The following is a 19,566-nucleotide window of genomic DNA, read 5'->3' as shown; positions in this document are numbered from 1 at the left end:
TCGTGTGCGCGGTCTCGTGCCGCGCTGCGCCACGTACATATAGGGGTTGCAATCGCGTTAGTTAAGCCAGGGCCTGAGCCAAGGTCAGCCGGGCCACCGGAACACGATAGGGTGAACAGCTGACGTAATCTATGCCGAGGCCGGCAAAGAACCGCAACGAGGCCGGATCGCCGGCATGTTCGCCGCAAATGCCGATCTTGAGGCCGGGATTGGTGGCGCGACCGCGGGCGATGGCCATGGCGATCAACTCGCCGACACCCTTCTCGTCGATGCTGACAAACGGGTCGCGCTCATAGATGCCCTTGCGCTGGTAGGCCGCGAGGAAGGTCGGCGCGTCGTCGCGCGAAATGCCAAACGTGGTCTGCGTCAGGTCGTTGGTGCCGAAGGAGAAGAAATCCACCAGCGGCGCGATTTCGCCAGCGCGGAGGCAGGCACGCGGCAACTCGATCATGGTGCCGAAGGAGAATTTGACCTTGCCGGAGCGCAGCACACCCGAATTGGCCACGATGGTGTTGACCTTGTCCCGCACCCAGGCCACTTCGCTGACGGTCGACACGAAGGGAACCATGACCTCGAACTCGACTGGCTGGTCCTGAGTTTCGGTGGCGGCGCGAACCCCCGCGATGACAGCCTGCATCTGCATCTGCAGAATTTCTGGATAGGTGATAGCTAGGCGCACGCCGCGGTGCCCCAGCATGGGGTTGATTTCGGCAATTCGCTCCAGCCGCAGGCGCAAAGCGCGTACGGCAAGGCCGAGCGACTGCGCCGTTTCCTCGATATCCTCATCGGTACGGGGCAGAAATTCGTGCAAGGGCGGATCGAACAGGCGGACGGTGACCGGCAGGCCCTTCATGGTCGAAAACAGGTCGGAATAGTCACCAGTCTGGAAGCCCACCAGCCCATCGACAGCGCGGGCGCGATCATCTTCGTCTTCGCTCAGGATCATGCGGCGCAGTGCCACCATGCGCTCGGTCGAGAAGAACATGTGTTCAGAACGGGCGAGGCCAATGCCTTCGGCGCCGAAACTGAGCGCCGTGCGGGCCGATTCGACGGTCTCGGCATTGGTGCGCACCTCGATGGTGCGGGAAGCATCGGACCAGCCGAGCAGCTTGCCGATGGCGCCGCCGATATGCGGCTGGGCCAGTGGAAGCACGCCGGCATAGACGTGGCCGTCGCTACCATCGATGGTCAGGCGGTCGCCGCTGCGGAATTCGCGATCGCCGATGCGGGCGATCATCTCGGTGGCATCGACCGACAGGTTGCGCACGCCGGCGACGCAGGGCTTGCCGGTGATGCGGGCGATAACCCCGGCGTGGCTTGACATGCCGCCGCGCGCCGTCAGGATACCCGTTGCGGCCTTCATACCCTCGATATCGGCAGGGCCGGTTTCGTTGACCACCAAAATGCAGTGCTTGCCCCGTGCGCGCAGCCGCGCGGCGTCCTCGGGATTGAACACGATGATGCCGCTGGCGGCACCGGGGGCAACACCAAGGCCGATGGCGATGGGGGCAGCGTTTTCGGTGGAGCGCAGGCGCGGATGCAGCAATTGCGCCATACGGGCCGGATCGACGCGGCTGACGGCGTTCTGCGCTGACCAGACTTTGCGCGACACGCGATCGACGGCCGCTTCGAGCTCGGCGGCCGGGGTCGCCTGAATGCCGCGCGCGGAGACGAACTGCACTTGCCCGCGCTGAATTGCCACAAGGCAGGTCATGTGGCGCCCGGCCTTGGCGTCGAGCAGGCTGACCAGCGCATGGATGCCCTCGGGCAGGCGCGGCAATGCGAAGCCATCGACGGGGGCTGGGCCAAGCGCGCCGGTGACGGCATTGCGGGTCAGGAACTGCTCCAGCTCGCCGGCCGCAGCGGTCTGCACCAGGACGATTTGTCGCGAGCGGTCATCGTCCTGCCGTGGGCCGGACCAGGCCTGACCGAAGCCGTAGGAATCGAAGGCGTTCTTGATGGCCTTAGCCAGCGGGCGGCTGGGATCGACCGCGTCTTCGGGGCTTGCTGGCGGACTGATGCCGGTCTTGGCGGGCATGAGGCCGCCATTGTGGTGGCTGGCGGAAGTACGCACCACCAGCGTCGGCGGCTTGGCATCCTCCCCCACCAGCTTGAACAGGCAGGCGATCCAATGGGTGCGCAGGCGCGTGTCCTTGCGGGCGCGCTCGGTTTGCAAGGCTTCCCAGGCGCCGCGGGTGATGGCGATGGTTGGGATGGTGGGAAAACCGGTTTCCCCGACGCGGAAAATCCAGCGGGCCTTGCCGGCGAGCAGCTTGAGCTGGCTGGCCGACAGGTTTGCCTTCCCCAGAGCGGGGGCAATCGCAAACATTTCCTGCGCCAAACTCACCGATAAGTCCTTGTCGTCAATACCATTGCATAATGCCCATCAGTGCCGGTCACCGCAACAAGACTTGACTTGGCCATGATCAGAAAGCATCTCACTGGAATGGAAAAGCGGCCACATCTCGACATTCTGCTGTGTGCCCCGCGCGGATTTTGCGCCGGGGTGGATCGAGCCATCCAGATCGTTGAGCTGGCGCTGGAGAAATACGGCGCGCCGGTCTATGTGCGCCACGCCATCGTGCACAACAAATATGTGGTGGACGGACTGCGCGACAAGGGCGCTATCTTCGTCGAAGAACTGGACGAAATTCCCGATACCGGGGCGCCGGTGGTGTTTTCGGCCCATGGCGTGCCCAAGAGCGTGCCGGCCGATGCGCGCACCCGCAACATGTTCTTCCTCGATGCCACCTGCCCGCTCGTTAGCAAGGTGCATGTGGAGGCGCAGCGGCACTTTGCCGAGGGCCACGAGATCGTGCTGATCGGTCACAAGGGGCATCCCGAAGTCGTGGGCACGATGGGGCAATTGCCAGTGGGCGCGATCACGCTGATCGAGACGGTGGCGGATGTAGCCACTTTCACCCCGCGCGATCCGCAAACTTTGGCCTTTGTGACCCAGACGACGCTGTCGGTGGACGACACGCGCGAAATCGTCGGAGCCCTACAGGCGCGGTTTCCGGCGATCAACGGGCCGCACAAGGAAGACATCTGCTACGCCACGACCAACCGGCAGGAGGCCATCAAATCGGTGGCGCCAGAGGTCGACGCGATGATCGTGGTGGGCTCGTCCAATTCGTCCAACTCACTGCGCCTCGTGGAAGTGGCCGAACGCGCCGGCTGCAAGGTCTCGATGCTGGTGGACCGGGCCTCGGAGATCGACTGGAGCCGGCTTGAGGGCATTCGCACGCTGGGCGTTTCGGCGGGCGCCTCGGCGCCGGAAAAGCTGGTGGACGAGGTGATCGAGGCGTTCGCCCAGCGCTATGAGATCAAGGTGGAGGCGCGGGTGACAGCGCGGGAAAATATCGCTTTCAACATTCCGCGCGAATTGCGGACTATCGCGGCGGCCGTTGGTCAATGAGCCTGGATTTGATCGAGAGCGAGCGGCTGGTGCTCAGCGGCTGGACGATGGATCAGGTCGATGACCTGGTGCGGTTGCATGGCAATCCGAATGTGTCGCGCTATCTGTCGGTGGACGGCATGCCATGGAGCGAGGCTAAGGCGCGCACGGCGCTCGAAGGCTGGATCGGGCTGTTCGAAACTCGCGAGCTGGGCAAGCTGCGGCTAACGCGGAAATCGGACGGGGCCTTCATCGGCCGGGCCGGCTACGGCATTTATCCCCCCACCGGCGAGCCAGAGATAGGCTACGCGCTCTTTGAGGAGCATCACGGGCAGGGTTATGCGACGGAAGCGGCATCGGCTTTGCGGGACTGGATTTTCCGGGACACCGACGCCTCTCATTTCATCGGCTTTGCCGACACCCGCAACGCCCCCTCGCTCGCAGTCCTCCGCAAGATCGGCATGGAACCGACGCGGGTCGAAACCGAACCCAATGGGCTGCTCTGCCAGTTCCACATCTATGAACGGCCCGCCCATGACTGAAACCGTCATCATCCATACCGACGGGGCCTGTTCGGGAAATCCCGGCCCCGGCGGCTGGGGCGCTATTTTGCAGTACGGCGACAAGACCAAGGAACTCTGCGGCGGCGAGCAACTGACCACCAATAACAAGATGGAGCTGACGGCGGCCATCGAGGCGCTCAATGCCCTCAAACGCCCCTGCACGGTCGAAATCCATACCGACAGCCAATACGTCAAGAATGGCGTGCAGAGCTGGATGAAGGGCTGGAAGAAAAATGGCTGGAAAACCGCCGACAAGAAGCCGGTCAAGAACCTCGAACTGTGGCAGGCGCTGGACGAGGCGACCAAGCGCCATACCATCGAGTGGAAATGGGTCAAGGGCCATGCCGGCCACGACCTCAACGAGCGCGCGGACCAATTGGCCAATGACGGCATGGCGCCGTTCAAGCAGAAGAAGCGCGATCCGCTGATGCCGCCGGTCTAGGGGCTTCTCACCTCCCTTTGGGGGAGAGGTGAAGGTTCAGGCCCGCTTCGGCAGCACACCCTTGATCGCTTTCCACGCCGGCGCGATCACGTATCCCGCGATTGGGATCAGGATCGCTCCGAGCACCAGACCAAACACGAAATCCACCAGCGCGGTGGCAAACCAGCCGGCAAAGCCTCCGATTGCGGGCAACGTATGCTCTGCCCAATGGGCGGCCCCTTCGATGATCAGCTCAGGACCGTTGAGGCCAAATTGATAGAGGCCGTGCGCGACGATGCTGCCGCCGACCCAGGTCATGGCGGCGGTGCCGATGACGCTCAAAACGTGCATGAAGACCGGCATGAACACCACGATTCCGCGGCCGGTCGCCCGCCCTGGACCTGTACGGGCGTTCTTGGCCATGAACAGGCCGAAATCATCGGCTTTGACGATCAGTGCCACGGCGCCGTAAACCGCGATGGTGATGCCGACGCCCGCAATGGCCAGGATCACGGCGCGGGTCCAGAAGTCCGGCACGTCGATGGCGGCCAGGATGATGGTCATGATTTCGGCCGACAGGATGAAATCGGTCTTGATTGCGCCGGCCACGCGTTGATCTTCCAAGGTCTTGGGGTCGACGGCAGCAGGTTCCAGCGCTGCCTCATGGGCTTCGGCGCTGTGGGGCGCCAGAGCGTGGAACACCTTTTCGGCGCCCTCATAGCAAAGATAGGCACCGCCGATCATCAGCAGCGGCGTGATCAGCCATGGGGCGAAGAGGCTCAGGATCAGTGCCGCCGGGAGCAGGAAGAGCAGCTTGTTCTTGATCGATCCCCAGGCAATCTTTCCCACGATCGGCAGTTCGCGGCTAGCCTCGAAGCCATGCACATAGTTTGGGGTGACGGCGGCATCGTCGATCACGGCGCCAGCGGCCTTGACCCCGGCCTTGGCGGCCTGGCCGGCAACATCGTCCAGTGAGGCCGCACCGATCTTGACGAGGCCCGCGACGTCATCAAGAAGGGCAAGAAGTCCGATGCTCATCGTCGATCCTTTTGTAGCGCCAGTGTGACTTGGCATCGCTTGGCCCTTGGCGCAATATCGCGGGCATGAAGAAAATACTGCTGACCGCCGCATTCACCCTCGTCGCAACGCTGCCGGCGCTGGCGCAGTTTCCCCCGCCCGGCGTTTATCAATGCGTCGACATGAACGGCAAGGCCTTCGGCGTCCTGACCTTGCAGGTCGCCGGCGACTATCAGTTCGACTCCAAGACCGCGGTGGGCGGCAGCGGCCAGGTGGCCTCGTCGGGCAATAGCGTCAACGCGCTCAGCGGGCCACTGGCCGATATCGGGCTGACCGGCAGCTTCACAACCGACGCCAAGGGCGAGGCGTCGTTCATGTTCACGACGAATATGGGCAGCGTGCTCTGCGCGCTACCCGCACAGTGAATTAGCCCGCCACCTTCGAGAAATCGGCGACCAGGTGCATCGTCTCGCGCAGGCGGCTGAGCAGGTTCAGGCGGTTGACGCGGACCATTGAGTCCTCGTCGTTGACCATGACGGCGGTAAAAAACGCATCGACTGGACCGCGCAGCGTGGCCAGTTCGGCCATGGCGCCCTTGTAGTCGTTGCGGCCGACATGGGCCGAGACGGCGGCATGCACGGCATCGACGACGAAGGCCAGATCGGTCTCCTGGGGCAGGCGCAGCAGGTCCTGATCCACCGCGCCATTGTAGACAAGATTGAACTTCTTTTCCTCGGCAGCCAGGATATTGGCCGCACGGCGATAGCCGGCGAGCAGGTTGACGCCGTCATCGGAGGATAGCAGTTCGCTCAGGGCGGTGACGCGCTCGATGATTTGCAGGATATCGTCGCTATCGGCGGAGATCACCGCATCGACCAGATCATGGCGGGCGCCCGCATCGCGCAGCGTCCCCTTGAGCCGATCGTGGAAGAAGGCCAGCAGATCTGGCTCGACCTTGAGCGGGAAGCGCAGGCCGTTTTCCGCGATAATCCGGATCACACCCAAGGCCGCGCGGCGCAATGCAAACGGATCGCGGGAGCCGGTGGGCTTTTCGTCGATGGCCCAGAAGCCGGTAAGCATGTCCAGCTTGTCGGCCAGGGCCACGGCGATGGCGGTGGGATCGGTCGGCACCTTGTCGGTGGGGCCGAGCGGCTTGTAGTGCAGCTCGACCGCATTGGCGATATCGGCGGGCTCGCCCTGCGCAATGGCGTAATAGCGGCCCATCAGGCCCTGCAGTTCGGGGAATTCGCCGACCATGCCGGTGGTCAGGTCGGCCTTGGCGAGCATGGCGGCGCGCTTGGCGCGCTCCACGTCGGCGCCAACGAGCGGGGCGATATCACCGGCTAGCTTGACGATGCGCTCGACGCGGGCGAACTGGGTGCCCAGCTTGGCGTGGAACACGGTGTCTTCCAGCTTGGGCAGGCCATGCTCCAGCGGGGTCGCCAGATCACCCTGGTAGAAGAAGGCCGCATCGCTGAGGCGGGCGCGAATGACGCGCTCATTGCCGGCGGTGATGACGGCGCCGCCATCGCTGGCGATGGTGTTGGCGGTGATGATGAAATTGGGCGCGAGCTTCCCCGAGCCATCGCGCAGGCAGAAGCATTTCTGGTTGATGCGGATGGTGGCAATGATGACTTCTTCGGGGAGCTTCAAAAACTCCGGATCGAACGAACCCATCATCACGACCGGCCATTCGACGAGGCCAGCGACTTCCTCGAGCAGGTTTTCGTCGGCGATGACGGTCAGTCCCTGCGCGAAGGCCAGGTTATCGGCATCGGCCTTGATGATTTCCTTGCGGCGATCGAGATCGAGCACGACCTTGGCGCGTTCGAGCGCGGTCACGTAATCGTCGAAGCGACGAACCTTGATGGCGTCGGGCGCGAGGAAGCGGTGGCCGAACGTGGTTTGGCCCGAGGTCAGCTCATTGCTGGCGAATGGAATGACTACCGGGTCTTCGTTTTCGCTGCCGAAAGTGGCGGTGATGGCGCGCAGCGGGCGCACCCAATTGAAGCTGCCGCTGCCCCAATGCATGGATTTGGCCCAGGAAAAATCGGTGAGGATTTTGGGCAGGATGGCGGACAGCAGTGTGGCGGCATCGGCGCCGGGCTTTTCGATCTGGGCGATGTAGAAGTCGCCCTTCTTGGGATCGCTTTCGATCTTGGCCTGATTGATGGAGGCCAGCCCCGCCGCGCGCAAAAAGCCGTCGATGGCGGGCTGCGGCGCGCCGACCTTGGGGCCCTTCTTTTCTTCGCGTGTATCGGGGGAACGCGCCGGCAGGCCGGTCACGGTCAGCGCCAGGCGGCGCGGCGTGACGAAAGCGCGGGCGCCCTCATAGACCAGACCCGCATCGACCAGCGCGTTGGTGACGGCCTTCTTCAGATCATCGGCCGCACGACGCTGGAAGCGGGCGGGAATTTCTTCAGAAAAAAGTTCGAGCAGCAATTCGGGCATGGCACGCACCAGACGTTAGAGGCGCGGGTTTGTTAGCTTGGGGGGAGACGGATGTCCATCATTGGCTGGGGTGATGGCGGGACTGTCTGGGGGATCGGGGCTAAACTAACACCCCCTCCCTCCTCCCCCATCAAGGAGGAGGTGTCTGCCGGTGGGTTGAACTGGATCGCGTTCAAAGAGTGGAGAGACACCTCCCCCGTGATGGGGGAGGCTGGGAGGGGTGTCGGTTAGCCCGAATATTAGGGTTCGCCCCCCTCAACCGCTCGTCATCGATTACCACCCGCCACCGCCGCCGCCGCCACCGCCACCGCCTGAGGATCCCCCACCACCACCCGAGCTGAACCCGGAGGACGACGCCTGCACCGGCTGCGCCGCCACCATGGCAGCGGTCATGCCGGCGGCCGCAGCGCTGACGGCGTTGGAGATATTGCTGGCCATGTTCCCGGCCCCGAAGCCGCTGCCGCCGCTATACCAGAGCGGGGAATAGCCGCCGGTGGCGTCGCTGACGGCGTTGCGGGCGAGTTCGGCCTCGAAATGGTCGCTCCAGGGCTTTTCAACGCCTAGCGCGATGGCATAGGGCAGGATGCGCTCGAAGCGATCCACGGTCATGGGCGGCTCACCGGCGATGTTGAGGCGCTCCTTTTCGGCGGTGTCCAGGTACATCTTGAAGCCGTCGATCTGGTCCATAACCTTGCGGCCCTGAATGGTGGGCGCACGCATCAGCACGGCGAAGACCACGGTGATCAGCACGATGGAAATCGCCGCGATGGCGGCGGTATTGACCGTCAGGTGGGTGAGGGAATCCAGCGCAAAGCCGAAGATGTTGAAGGCCACGATGCAGACCCAAAAGGCGGCGAACAGCTTGGTGAAAATGCCGCCCTGCGAGATGGAGCCGAACGAGGTTCCGAGTAGGCCCAGCACTACGCCGATGATGATGGAGCCGATCAGCCAGAGCGGATCGAGGACATCGAACAGCACCATGGCGCCAAGCAGCGCGAACGCCAGCACATAGCCAAGCACCGCATAACCGAGATTGCCCTTGAACCAGGTAGAGCGGTTTTCCTTCTCGATGGCAGAAACGAATTCGCCGCGCTTCTTCTGCAGCGCTGGCCCGGTGGTCTTGTCGACGGTGACGTCGCCCTCGGCGGCGAAATAGTTAAAAACGATCTGTTCGCCCGACAGCAAGGGCGCATCGGGCTTCTTGCCAGTGGCGGTGACGCGCAGGTGGTCGCCGGAATTGTCGATCGTCACCAGGCCCAGCACGCCAAGCTCGAAAATGGTGGCGGTGAAGGCGGTCCAGCCGGACTTATCGAAACCCCATTTGTGCACGTAGTGGACGAGGCCGGGGGAGAAGTCCTTGGGCGGGTGGAACAGGGGAATGATGGTGCCCTTTTCCGGGTCACGGCCAACGCGTGACCAGGCGAGGAAATTGTACGCCAGCACCAGCAGCGCCGCGATGACGGGGAAAATGACCTCGCGCAGGTCGGAAAGCCATTGCAGCCAGGCGTCGAGGCCCGTCGGCAGGATCAGCACGCCCTTCTGGAAGGCGACGACAAAGCTCATCCCCTCCCCCGCGCCCAGTTCCCGCGTGGTGCGGAAAGTGGCGGTGTTGTCCGAGGTGCGGGTGATGGTGACCGCCTGTTCGGTCGAGCCCACCGGGCCCGTATAGCCGGCCGTATTGGCGATCACAGCGCCATCGGGCAGCGTGACATTGGCCACAGCGTTGAGGATGGGGAAAATCCAGTAATTGCCCGTGGCGTTCCAATAGAGCTCGTCGTGATCCTGGAAAGTGCGCGCCATGCGCGTCATGGTATAATTGATGACGTAGCGGTGCTTGCCGGGATTGAGCAGGACATCTGGATCGCCGATCCAGACGCGCTGGAAATCGCCCATGCGCTCGACGCGGAACGTCTCGTCCTGGCCGTCACGGGTTACGGAAAGCACATCGAAGCCGGGGCGGATCTTGCCGCCCTCGGGTCCGAGCAGGGTCACGGGAATATCGCGATAGATGCCGCGCCGGATTTCGTCGCCCTCGGCCTGCACATCGATGGTTTCGGTGACATTGACCGTGCCATCGGTGGCCAGGATCACATCGGCGGTGAAATTTCGGATTTCTTCGCGCGCCGCCGCGGGCAGCGCCAGGAGCACGCCGACAAGCAGCGCAAGCAGAAGCCGGGCGATGGGGCGCATGGCGTCAGAACTTGACGGTCGGGACGGCGCGATCGGCGGGGTTTTCCAGCTCGAAATATTCGGCCTTCTCGAACTTGAAGTTGTTGGCGATCAGGTTGGACGGGAAGCTCTCCACCGTCGTATTCAGGTTGCGCACGGCGCCATTGTAATAGCGGCGCGAGAGCTGGATTTCGTCTTCGATGGTCTGCAGCGCCTGCTGGAATTCCAGGAAATTGGTGCTGGCCTTGAGGTCGGGATAGGCCTCGGCCACCGCGATCAGTCGGCCCAGCGCGCCCGACAGGGCGCCTTCGGCCTTGGCGCGTTCCTCGGGGCTGGCATTGGAGGCGCTCTGCGCATTGGTGCGAGCATCGGTCACCGCCTGCAGGGTATCGCGCTCGTGCGTCATGTAGCCTTTGACGGCTTCCATCAAGTTGGGGATCAGGTCGGTGCGGCGCTTGAGCTGCACATCGATGCCCGACCAGCCCTCCTGCACCAGCTGCCGGTTTTTGACCAGGCTGTTGTAGATGGAGATCGCGTAGACGACCGCGACGACGACGATAGCAAGAATAATCCAGATGGCCATAAGCGCCTCCAAAGCGAGGCGGAAATCCGCCCCAATGCCCGGCGGGACATTGGCATTGAGGACGCGGGGAAGCAACGGGATTTGGCGGGCAGACCACGCGCTTAAAACAACCGGCGCGCGCCCGAGACGGCGGCGAAATCCGCAAGGCATCTCAGGCGGAGACTTGGTCCGCCATTTTGCGCAGGGCCGTGATCAGTTCGTGATTCTCGCCCTCGGGGATGGCGCCGACATAGCGCAGCCAGGACCACATCGAAATCCGGTGCAGCACCGTATAGAGCCAGAGTGCCGCCTCGGGATCGGGATGGTCGATCGGCCCGTAGCCATCGAGGATAGCCGGGGTGCAGCCGGGGGACTCATGCTCGCAGTTGAAGAGGGACTTGGCGAGATCGAAGACGGCATCGGCAGCGCGGGCATTGCCGAAGTCGATCAACGCGGTCAGTTGCGGTTTTCCCGCGGCGTCGCGGTTGACAAGCACATTGCCGGGATGGAAATCGTTATGTGCGAATACGGGACCGCGACTGTGCGCGGCCAGATCGTAGCGGGCGCGGGCACTGCGTTCCAGCCGGTTCGCTAGTGCCGGGTCGCCGCCACGTTCGCGGAAGTGCTGGAACTCACGCTCAGCTTCGGCGCGGACATAGTCGAGATTGCTCGCCACCGGATCGATGATGCCGCTTTCGCCGATATAGCCGAAGGCGGGCATTGGAACCGCATGGAGCTTGCGCAGCAGCGCGCCCATCTGGCGGTAGATTTCAGCCTCGTCGGGCTGGCCCTTGAAGGCCCGGATGGAGGCACCGTGCAGGTAATTCGTGATGGCGAAGCGAAACGGCAGCCGCGACCTGCTCTCGTCGAGCAAGAGATAGCGCGTCACCGGCAGGTCAAGGCCATCAAGGAAGCGCGTCGCGAAGGCCTCCTTGGTCGGTGCCTTGCCCCTGATCTCGTCATAGGTCTTGAGCACCAGTGCGCCACCATCGCTCAGGTTGATGCGAAACGTCGCCGACGTGCCGCCCTGCAGTTCGGTGACGGTGATAGGTGCGCTGACATCCAGATCGCGCAGGATGGGATCAAGTTGGGTGACCGTCGGGGCTATGATGTCCTGCTCAGTCGACATGGCTCGGCCCCTTTGTTGCAGCCTAGTCCTCCGCCCCGCCGCCAGCCGTTTCCAGCCAGGCCGCCCCACACGCTTTGGCGAGGTCGCGGATGCGCAGGATGTAGCTCTGGCGTTCGGTGACCGAGATGACGCCGCGGGCATCAAGCAGGTTGAAGTTGTGGCTGGCCTTGATCACCTGCTCATAGGCGGGGACGGCCATGGTCTGCCGGTTGCCCTCGGCGCCCCTGAGCAGGATGGCCTTGCATTCGTCCTCGGCGTCCTTGAAGTGGCGGAACAGCATATCGGTATCAGCGGCTTCGAAATTGTATTTCGAGAATTCCCGCTCGTTCTGCAGGAACACGTCGCCATAGGTGACCTTGTCCTCGCCCGTGCCGCCGTTGAAATTGAGATCGTAGACGTTCTCGACGCCCTGCACATACATGGCGAGGCGTTCCAGCCCGTAGGTGATTTCGCCCGGAACGGGCGAGCATTCAAAGCCCGCAACCTGCTGGAAGTAGGTGAACTGGCTGACTTCCATGCCGTCGCACCAACATTCCCAGCCAAGGCCCCAGGCGCCCAGCGTCGGGCTTTCCCAGTCGTCTTCGACAAAGCGCACGTCATGCAGCGCAACATCGAGACCAATGGCAGTCAGCGAGCGCAGATAGAGCTCCTGCATGTCGGCCGGGGATGGATTCAGGATCACCTGGAACTGGTAATAGTGCTGCAGCCGGTTGGGATTTTCGCCATAGCGGCCATCGTTGGGGCGGCGGCTGGGCTGCACATAGGCGGCCTTCCACGGCTTGGGGCCAAGCGCGCGCAGGGTGGTGGCGGTGTGGAACGTGCCGGCGCCCATCTGCATGTCATAGGGCTGCAGGATGACGCAACCCTGCTCCGCCCAGAACTGCTGCAGCGTCAAGATGAGGCCCTGGAACGAGTTCCGTGGGTCCATGTAGGAGGGGCGATCGGTCATGGGTCGGGTCCGGCTGAATATCGGGCGGAACCTAGTGGGGCGGGTGGAACCGGTCAATCGGCATTGTAGTCGCTGCCTACTTCTTGTCCCCCGGCCGGAAGGTGCCGTCCTTGTCCCGCTTGAGGTCAATAACGCCGGGCTCGGCGCGTTCGCGCAGGTCGCGTTCGCGGCGGACGCGGCGGGCCTCTTCGTCTTCCTTCTTGAACGTGCCCGTCCAGTCGCGCCAGATCTTGCGGATGCCGAGATAGATGATCAGCGCGATGCCGACATAGATGGCGAGGCGGAGGAAAATGTAGGTCATCTACAGGCCCAGCCGCGCCCAGACGGCGCGGTCCTCGATGCTGGCGGAAACGTCACCCACGAGGCTCTCCGCGGAGAAGCCGAACCGGGGCAAATTGATCAGGCCGCGCTTGGGCGCGATCATCTTGAGCTCGACATCCTTGCCGTAGCGGCTGCGCAGCACTTCGTGCACGTCCCCGATAGCGTCGATCAGCCCGAGGTCGAGGCCGCGCAACCCGGTCCACCATTCGCCGGTGAACAGCGCATCGTCGGCGCCCTTGAGCTTACTGCCACGGCGCGATTTGACGTGGTCGATGAAGACTTGGTGAATATCGAGTTCGAAACCCTTGATGCGCTCGACGTCCTCGGCCTTTTCCGGCTGGAACGGGTCGAGCGTGGATTTGTTGCGGCCAGCAGTGTGGACGCGTCGTTCGATGCCGAGTTTGCCGATGGCGTCGACAAAGCCGAAGCCCGCCATGATGACGCCGATCGAGCCGACGATGGAGGATGGATCGGCGAAGATTTCGTCGCCGGCCACGGCGATGAAATAGCCACCCGAGGCCGCAGCGTCCTCGACAAACACGAGCACCGGCTTGTCGTGCTCGTTGGCGAGGTCGCGGATGCGCTTGGAAATCAGCCGCGACTGGACCGGCGAGCCGCCGGGGGAGTTGACGATGATGGCCACGGCAGGCGCCGATTTGATGGCGAAGGCTCGGGCCAGCAGCGGAGCGACGTTGGCGATATTGAGCCGGCCCTGGCGCTGGTCGGCGGCGATCACGCCTTGCAGGCGAATGACGGGGATGACGGTCTTGTCGCGCCCCAAGAGGCGCTTGAACCAGTTGCCCCGTTTTGCCGGTGTCTGCGCCATGCCCGCTCCGATGTTGCTCGCGCCAGATTTAGGGCGCATCGCACCCAATTACCAGACGAGCTGGGCGGTCCCACGCAGAATTGCGTCGAATTGGGGGGCAAAGGCCCGGCCTTCCGCATCGTGCAGCGCGCGGGTGGCCAGCATGGTCAGGGGTGCGCGAGAGCCCTTGATGGCGCGTAGCAGTACGCGAGTGACCGGCGCGTCGGCACGGGGGCTGAGCGGCAATATGGTGATGGCGCCAAAGCGGGCGTCGAAGGCCGACAGCAGCGGCGACAGCGATTCGACGGGATAGATGAAGATGATTTCGGCCCCGGCGGCAGCGGCGCCGGCGGCGGTCTTCACCCAGAGGTCGAGGCTTTGCGCCCCCATATGGCGCGCATCGGCGCGGGCGCCGTTTTGCGCCAGGGTGCCACCGGCGCTGTCGAAAAACGGCGGATTGGCGATGACGCTGGAATAGGCGTTTTCGCGCAGGCCGGCAGTGAGGCGGGCGGCGCCCTTGGCGGCCACATCGACCTCAATCAACGTCGTGCGGGCCGCGAAGCGGTTTTCCTCAACATTGAGCCTCGCTAAAGCCAGCATCTCGAGGTTTTGATCGACCAGCGTCGCGGCCAATGCCGGGTTGTGCGCCAGCGCCACGAGGCCGGCGGTGCCGACACCGCAGCCGAGGTCCAGCAATGCAGCGCTGTCCGGAGCAATAGCGGCGCCGAGCAGGACGCTGTCCAGCCCCGCCCGAAAGCCGTGGCGCGGCTGCGACACAGTGATCCTACCGCCCAAAAAGGCGTCGCGCGTCAGCGTTTGGTGTTTTACAAAGACGTTTGGCTGGTCTAGGGACATCGCATCCGAATGGCCGGTTTGGCGCCAGTTTACATGCCTGGGCACACGGTGCTCAACCAGAATTGCCGAATGCGGTCAAACGAGGATGATGTGCCGGTGTCAGTGGCGACGCAAACAAAACAGGCTCCCAGCGCCAACGCGATCGAGCGCCTGCTGACGGCGACCTCCGCTGATATGGCCAAGGTCAATGCGCTGATCCTGGAGCGTGCCGATTCCCACGTCGAAATGGTGCCCGAGCTGGCGCGCTATCTCATCGAGAGTGGCGGCAAGCGCCTGCGCCCGATGCTGACCGTGGCGGCTGCGGCGCTGTTCGGCGGCGGCGTGGGCAGCGCGATCAAGTTCGCGGCAGCCGTCGAATTCATGCACAATGCCACCCTGCTGCACGACGATGTGGTGGACGAGAGCGACATGCGCCGGGGCAAGCCGGCTGCGCGGATGATCTGGGGCAACCAGGCCAGCGTGCTGGTGGGCGACTTCTTGCTGGGCCAGGCCTTCATGATGATGGTCGAGACCAAGGATATCGATGCGCTCGGCGTGCTGGCGGCGGCTGCCGCGGCGATGGCCGAGGGCGAAGTGTTCCAATTGGCCAAGACCGGGGACCTGGCGACGACACCCGAAGATTATGCCGAAGTGATCCGCGCGAAGACCGCGACGCTGTTCGAGGCGGCCTGCGAAGTGGGCGCCATGGCGGGTGGTGCCGACGATGCCGGCCGGCTGGCGCTCAAGGCCTATGGGCTGGAGCTGGGCAATGCGTTCCAACTGGTCGACGATGTGCTGGATTATCGCGGCGAAAGCGGCGCCATGGGCAAGAATACCGGCGACGACCTGCGCGAAGGCAAGATGACGCTGCCGGTGATTCTGGCGCTGGCGGAGGGCACTCCGACTGAGCAGGCGCTGATTTCGTCGGCGCTTGGCGATGCAGATGCCAGCGACGCCCAGGTACGCGACGTGGTGACCATCATGGGCCGCTATAATACGCTGACGCGGACACTCGACCGGGCCGACGATCATGCACGGGCGGCGGTCGACGCACTGGCGAAATTGCCGGCTTCCGAGATGAAAACACTGCTGGCCGAAGTCGTCGAATTCAGCGTGCGGCGGGCTTATTAAACAAGCACGATATGGCCGCTCTATCGTCCCCTCCCCCTTGAGGGGAGGGCCAGGGTGGGGGTTGCTCAGGTTGAACTCGGACGCCTTGGCTTCCTCAAATCCCAGCCTGCGGAAACTTCCCCCCCTCCACCTCCTCCCCTCAAGGGGGAGGAGAGCCAGATCGTGGCTCCCTAACGTTACGGCACAATCAACGGCGCCGCCGCCACCCAGTGATCCGCGTTCGCCGCACGCATGACCTGCGCGGCCTGATGGGCCTGCCCGCTCGAGCCAAACAGCCCAAACACCGTCGCGCCCGAACCAGACATCCGGGCCAAGATGCAGCCTTGGGTTTGCCCGAGCAGCTCGATCAGATCACCGATCACCGGGACAAGCTTGATCGCGGGCGGCTGCAGGTCGTTGCGGGTCTCGGCCAGCCAGATGCCGAGCTGGGCCGGGCGCGTCAGCGGCGACGGTAAAGCGGGCAGCGGATAATTGTCATGGGCGCGCAGGCGCCGGAAGATGTCCGCGGTGGCGACCGGCACCAGCGGATTGACCAATACGATATGCAGCGTGGGGAATTCGGGTAGGGGCGACAGAATTTCGCCCACGCCGCGCGCCACTAACGGCACCGAGAGCAGGCAGGCCGGCACATCGGCACCAAGCCGCAGCGCGAGAGCCGATAGCTCAGGCAAGGGAATGGGTATGGTCGACAGGCCCGCCATCAGCCGCAGGGCAGCGGCGGCGTCTGCAGAACCTCCGCCAATGCCAGCCGCGACCGGCAGGTTCTTGCGCAAGGTCAAGGCGAGGGGTTCTTCGACGGCGCCCGGCCACTGGGCGCGGAACGCCGCAACCGCGCGGGTGATCAGGTTATCGCCGTTGCCCAGCGCCTTGGCGAAGGGGCCGGTGATGACCAGCGTGTCGGCCTTGGCCGGCATAGCTTCGATGTCGTCGGCCACGTCGGCGAAGACCACGAGGCTTTCGAGGTCGTGATAGCCGTCCTCGCGCCGCCTTGTCACATGCAGCGCGAGATTGACCTTGGCGGGAGCTGCCTGGACGCTCAGTGGCACCTTGCGTTACGGCGCAGCGTCGGCGGTCAGGCCGTTGGCCAGCTTGGAAATCGTCCGCTTCTTGACATTGCCGATGGTGTCGACCGAGGCCGCAATCTTCCACTGGAACTTGGCTTCGAGTTCGCGACCGGCCTTCCAATAGGCGTCGCCCAGATGGTCATTGATCTCTGGGTCGTTGGGCAGCAATTGCACCGCCTGTTCGAGCGTGGTCACCGCTTCGTCGGTGCGGCCCAGCTTGTAGAAGGCCCAGCCCAGCGAATCGACGATGTAGCCGTCCTGCGGCACAGCGGCGACGGCCTTCTGGATCATCTCCAGCGCCTGGTCGAAATGCATGTCCTTGTCGATCCAGCTATAGCCGAGATAGTTCAGCACCTGCGGCTGATCGGGATTGAGCTTGAGCGCCTCGAGGAAATCGGCTTCGGCCTTGGGCCAGACGCCGGCGCGCTCATAGGCAATGCCACGCACGTAGTAGAAGCGCCAATCGGACGGGCTTTGCCCACCGCTGATCGCCAGGGCCTTGGTATAGGCGTCGGCGGCCTCGGGATATTGCTCGTCATAGCGCAACAGATCGCCCATCACCGAAACGGCATCGAGGTCATTGGGGCGGGTGGCCACGATATTGCTGAGGCGGCGCAGCGCTTCGGGGCGGTCGCCCATGGTGTCGAGATTCTGCGCGATGCGCACGACGGCTGTCGGCTTCATCGGCGAGGTGGCGGGGACACCATCATAAATCGCATTGGCGGCTTCGTTCTGGCCTGCCTGATCGAGCAGTTGCCCGAGCGCCAGCGAAATCACGTCGGCCTGCGGATCGAGATAAAGCGCGAGGCGCAGGAAGACGATCGACAGATCCATGCTGCCATCGCGCGACAGCGCCACGCCGATGCCGTGGTACATTTCGGCGGCGCCGACCTGCACGCTGGACGCGAAGACGCCCGGCTTCTTGCCGGCATCGATCATATTCTTGACGATGGTGACGATGGGATGGTTGAGGCCCTGGGCCTCGAACTTGGCGATGGCTTCCTTGGCCTGGTCGAAATGGCCGGCATTGGCAAGAATGCGGGCATAAACTTCGACGACGCGCGCGACATTGGGTTCCGCGTCGAAGGCCTGCCCCGCCAGATCGATGGCCTTGTCGGTATCGCCGGCGGCTTCCGCCATCAGCGCACGGTGGAACAGCAGGAAGTCTTCAAGACCACCCTGCCCCAGCTTATCGAGTTCGGACTCGGCTTCCTTGGCCTTGTTATCGCCCACCATGGCCCAGGCGCGCAGGATGCCGCCGGTAATGGCGGTGAAGCTGTCCTGCCCGATGTCGGACAGGGCGGATTCGGCGGCCGGATAGCGGCGTTCCTTGAGCGCCTCGGTGGCGACGACCAGTTCCGCGAGTTCATTTTTGGGATCGAGTTCGAGCAGATGCTTGGCGGTCGCGGCCGCCTGGCCAATCTGGCCATCGGCGGCAAAGCCGATAAAGGCGCGCTCGACCAGGATTGGATTGTTCCAATCGGCCTGCGCCGCCGCCATCAAATAGCTGGCGGCTTCCTTGGTGCGCAATTCCTTGAGCGCCTGCTGACCCGCCAGATAACTGCCGGTTTCGCTGGGGCTGAGCATGTTGAGCATGTTCATCGCCTGCTGCGGCAGCGGGCTTTGCTGCGCGAGGACCGGCGCCGCAAGACTGCCCAGAGCCAGCGCCAGAACAGCGGGGCGCGCGAGACGGTTGAAAAGCTTGGTCACGAGGCTCAGTTCTCCCTTGGCCGGTGCAGGCCGGTTTTCGCGCAAACAGTGTCGATTTTGCGGCTGTCGCGCAAGCTCGGCGCATTACGCGGGCAGTCACATTGTGCTGTTGTGGCAGTCCACCGCATCTGGCAGGCCGTCCAGTGCTGTGACATAAGTCGGCCCATGGCTCAAGATCGACCGCTCAATCCCAGCGAATTGCTGTCGGTGCTCGACTGGTATCGGGCTGCCGGAGTGGACGTGGCGGTGGGCGAGGAGCCGGTCAACCGGTTCGCCCAACGCCCGCCAGTGCGACCAGCCGAAGTGCCTGCGGCAGCGAGCGAATCGCGGGCCCCGGTGCAGGGGCTTGCCGAGGCTGCACCCGCCGCACAGCCGGCCTTCGTCACCGATCCCGGGGAAGCGCGCGGGCTGGCCGCGACGGCGCAGACCCTGGCTGAACTCGAAGCCATCGTGGGCGCCTATGACGGATGCGGGCTAAAGCTGCGCGCCACGCAATTGTGTTTCGCCGACGGCAATCCACAAGCGCAAATCATGCTGATCGGCGAAGCGCCGGGCGCCGAAGAGGACCGCCAGGGCAAACCCTTCGTCGGCAAATCAGGGCAATTGCTGGACCGGATGCTAGCGGCCATCGGGCTGGATCGCACCAAGGTTTATATCGCCAATACAGTGCCATGGCGGCCGCCGGGTAATCGCACGCCCACGCCCGAGGAGCTGGCGACCTGCCTGCCCTTCCTGCACCGGCAGGTGGAATTGGTCGCGCCTAAGGTGATCCTGACGCTGGGCGGCCCGGCCATGCAGACCGTGTTCAATACGACGATCGGCATTCTCAAGATGCGGGGGCGCTGGAGCGAATTGACGGTGGGCGCTCATGGCGTGGAGGCCATGCCGACGCTGCATCCGGCGTATTTGTTGCGCAATCCGGCGGCGAAGCAGCAGGCGTGGCGGGATATGCTGAGTTTGCGGATGAAGCTGGATGCGCTGGGGATCGGGTAGCCAGGCTGGCGGGTTTCGTCCTCCGCGCTAAGCGCCAAAACAAATTCGCA

At 63.9% G+C, this 19,566-nt stretch carries 18 protein-coding genes; 6 read left to right on the top strand and 12 right to left on the bottom strand.

The genetic code is table 11. The features are described from left to right. Nucleotides 1-61: 61 nt before the first annotated feature. Nucleotides 62-2,347, bottom strand: a complete 2,286-nt coding sequence (locus JWP26_RS15650) for a putative PEP-binding protein (RefSeq protein WP_299729669.1) — start codon at nt 2,345-2,347, stop codon at nt 62-64. Nucleotides 2,348-2,446: 99 nt separating this feature from the next. Here JWP26_RS15650 and ispH point away from each other — a divergent pair, with 99 nt between their 5' ends. From ispH to rnhA, 3 genes are read left to right on the top strand one after another with little or no spacing between them, the layout of a single operon-like run. Then, nucleotides 2,447-3,418 (top strand): 4-hydroxy-3-methylbut-2-enyl diphosphate reductase, encoded by a 972-nt coding sequence (gene ispH, locus JWP26_RS15645; protein WP_299730339.1) that lies wholly within the window; start codon nt 2,447-2,449, stop codon nt 3,416-3,418. Next, nucleotides 3,415-3,939 carry a GNAT family N-acetyltransferase gene (locus tag JWP26_RS15640; protein WP_299729666.1) on the top strand — a complete coding sequence of 175 codons (525 nt, stop codon included), beginning with the start codon at nt 3,415-3,417 and terminating at the stop codon, nt 3,937-3,939. The genes ispH and JWP26_RS15640 overlap by 4 nt, the downstream gene beginning before the upstream one ends. Beyond that, nucleotides 3,932-4,402: a ribonuclease HI gene (gene rnhA / locus JWP26_RS15635; protein ID WP_299729663.1), complete on the top strand. Its 471-nt coding sequence runs from the start codon at nt 3,932-3,934 to the stop codon at nt 4,400-4,402. The genes JWP26_RS15640 and rnhA overlap by 8 nt, the downstream gene beginning before the upstream one ends. Before the next feature lie 36 nt (nt 4,403-4,438). On the opposite strand, the gene JWP26_RS15630 is transcribed toward rnhA, so the two are convergent. Continuing rightward, entirely contained in the window at nt 4,439-5,419 is a 981-nt protein-coding gene (locus tag JWP26_RS15630; RefSeq protein ID WP_299729660.1) for a DUF808 domain-containing protein, read from the bottom strand. 65 nt (nt 5,420-5,484) lie between these two features. On the opposite strand from JWP26_RS15630, the gene JWP26_RS15625 reads away from it, so the two are divergent. Next, a complete protein-coding gene (locus JWP26_RS15625) occupies nt 5,485-5,823 on the top strand; it encodes a hypothetical protein (protein ID WP_299729657.1) in 339 nt (112 codons plus the stop codon). A gap of 1 nt (nt 5,824) precedes the next feature. Here JWP26_RS15625 and glyS read toward each other — a convergent pair whose 3' ends face one another. From glyS to JWP26_RS15585, 8 genes are all read right to left on the bottom strand, one after another. Next, nucleotides 5,825-7,849, bottom strand: a complete 2,025-nt coding sequence (gene glyS / locus JWP26_RS15620) for a glycine--tRNA ligase subunit beta (RefSeq protein WP_299729653.1) — start codon at nt 7,847-7,849, stop codon at nt 5,825-5,827. A 273-nt stretch (nt 7,850-8,122) separates the two neighbouring features. Further along, nucleotides 8,123-10,039 (bottom strand): DUF2207 domain-containing protein, encoded by a 1,917-nt coding sequence (locus JWP26_RS15615; protein ID WP_299729650.1) that lies wholly within the window; start codon nt 10,037-10,039, stop codon nt 8,123-8,125. 4 nt (nt 10,040-10,043) lie between these two features. Continuing rightward, on the bottom strand, nt 10,044-10,595 hold the full coding sequence (locus JWP26_RS15610) for a LemA family protein (protein WP_299730336.1): 552 nt from the start codon (nt 10,593-10,595) through the stop codon (nt 10,044-10,046). Between the two features lie 157 nt (nt 10,596-10,752). Next, entirely contained in the window at nt 10,753-11,709 is a 957-nt protein-coding gene (locus JWP26_RS15605; protein ID WP_299729647.1) for an aminoglycoside phosphotransferase family protein, read from the bottom strand. Nucleotides 11,710-11,731: 22 nt separating this feature from the next. Further along, complete coding sequence (locus tag JWP26_RS15600; RefSeq protein ID WP_299730334.1) at nt 11,732-12,637, bottom strand: glycine--tRNA ligase subunit alpha; 906 nt, start codon at nt 12,635-12,637, stop codon at nt 11,732-11,734. A gap of 97 nt (nt 12,638-12,734) precedes the next feature. Continuing rightward, nucleotides 12,735-12,959 (bottom strand): hypothetical protein, encoded by a 225-nt coding sequence (locus tag JWP26_RS15595; RefSeq protein WP_299729644.1) that lies wholly within the window; start codon nt 12,957-12,959, stop codon nt 12,735-12,737. Then, a complete protein-coding gene (locus JWP26_RS15590; protein ID WP_299729641.1) occupies nt 12,960-13,805 on the bottom strand; it encodes a S49 family peptidase in 846 nt (281 codons plus the stop codon). It lies immediately after the preceding gene. Nucleotides 13,806-13,853: 48 nt separating this feature from the next. Further along, nucleotides 13,854-14,561 carry a methyltransferase gene (locus JWP26_RS15585; protein ID WP_299729638.1) on the bottom strand — a complete coding sequence of 236 codons (708 nt, stop codon included), beginning with the start codon at nt 14,559-14,561 and terminating at the stop codon, nt 13,854-13,856. Nucleotides 14,562-14,813: 252 nt separating this feature from the next. Between JWP26_RS15585 and JWP26_RS15580 the strand changes: the two genes are divergently transcribed. Next, the gene (locus tag JWP26_RS15580) at nt 14,814-15,749 is read left to right on the top strand and encodes a polyprenyl synthetase family protein (RefSeq protein ID WP_299730332.1); all 936 of its coding nucleotides are present in this window, start codon (nt 14,814-14,816) and stop codon (nt 15,747-15,749) included. Nucleotides 15,750-15,925: 176 nt separating this feature from the next. On the opposite strand, the gene JWP26_RS15575 is transcribed toward JWP26_RS15580, so the two are convergent. Together JWP26_RS15575 and JWP26_RS15570 are read right to left on the bottom strand one after the other, a co-directional pair. Then, entirely contained in the window at nt 15,926-16,795 is an 870-nt protein-coding gene (locus JWP26_RS15575) for a 4-(cytidine 5'-diphospho)-2-C-methyl-D-erythritol kinase (RefSeq protein ID WP_299729635.1), read from the bottom strand. A 6-nt stretch (nt 16,796-16,801) separates the two neighbouring features. Then, nucleotides 16,802-18,523, bottom strand: a complete 1,722-nt coding sequence (locus JWP26_RS15570) for a tetratricopeptide repeat protein (protein WP_299729590.1) — start codon at nt 18,521-18,523, stop codon at nt 16,802-16,804. A 165-nt stretch (nt 18,524-18,688) separates the two neighbouring features. On the opposite strand from JWP26_RS15570, the gene JWP26_RS15565 reads away from it, so the two are divergent. Further along, entirely contained in the window at nt 18,689-19,516 is an 828-nt protein-coding gene (locus JWP26_RS15565; RefSeq protein WP_299729587.1) for a uracil-DNA glycosylase, read from the top strand. Nucleotides 19,517-19,566 lie beyond the last annotated feature (50 nt).

The sequence above is a fragment of the Devosia sp. genome, from assembly GCF_028290435.1.
GTDB lineage: Bacteria > Pseudomonadota > Alphaproteobacteria > Rhizobiales > Devosiaceae > Devosia.
Note: the sequence above shows the minus strand (reverse complement) of the source record. Positions and strands in the feature narration are given on the sequence as shown.

Excerpts from the sequence above, each read along its gene's own strand:
- ispH (WP_299730339.1), top strand. The coding sequence starts at position 2,447 with ATGGAAAAGCGGCCACATCTCGACATTCTGCTGTGTGCCCCGCGCGGA.
- JWP26_RS15640 (WP_299729666.1), top strand. The coding sequence starts at position 3,415 with ATGAGCCTGGATTTGATCGAGAGCGAGCGGCTGGTGCTCAGCGGCTGG.
- rnhA (WP_299729663.1), top strand. The coding sequence starts at position 3,932 with ATGACTGAAACCGTCATCATCCATACCGACGGGGCCTGTTCGGGAAAT.
- JWP26_RS15630 (WP_299729660.1), bottom strand. The coding sequence starts at position 5,419 with ATGAGCATCGGACTTCTTGCCCTTCTTGATGACGTCGCGGGCCTCGTC.
- JWP26_RS15625 (WP_299729657.1), top strand. The coding sequence starts at position 5,485 with ATGAAGAAAATACTGCTGACCGCCGCATTCACCCTCGTCGCAACGCTG.
- glyS (WP_299729653.1), bottom strand. The coding sequence starts at position 7,849 with ATGCCCGAATTGCTGCTCGAACTTTTTTCTGAAGAAATTCCCGCCCGC.
- JWP26_RS15615 (WP_299729650.1), bottom strand. The coding sequence starts at position 10,039 with ATGCGCCCCATCGCCCGGCTTCTGCTTGCGCTGCTTGTCGGCGTGCTC.
- JWP26_RS15605 (WP_299729647.1), bottom strand. The coding sequence starts at position 11,709 with ATGTCGACTGAGCAGGACATCATAGCCCCGACGGTCACCCAACTTGAT.
- JWP26_RS15600 (WP_299730334.1), bottom strand. The coding sequence starts at position 12,637 with ATGGACCCACGGAACTCGTTCCAGGGCCTCATCTTGACGCTGCAGCAG.
- JWP26_RS15595 (WP_299729644.1), bottom strand. The coding sequence starts at position 12,959 with ATGACCTACATTTTCCTCCGCCTCGCCATCTATGTCGGCATCGCGCTG.
- JWP26_RS15590 (WP_299729641.1), bottom strand. The coding sequence starts at position 13,805 with ATGGCGCAGACACCGGCAAAACGGGGCAACTGGTTCAAGCGCCTCTTG.
- JWP26_RS15580 (WP_299730332.1), top strand. The coding sequence starts at position 14,814 with ATGGCCAAGGTCAATGCGCTGATCCTGGAGCGTGCCGATTCCCACGTC.
- JWP26_RS15565 (WP_299729587.1), top strand. The coding sequence starts at position 18,689 with ATGGCTCAAGATCGACCGCTCAATCCCAGCGAATTGCTGTCGGTGCTC.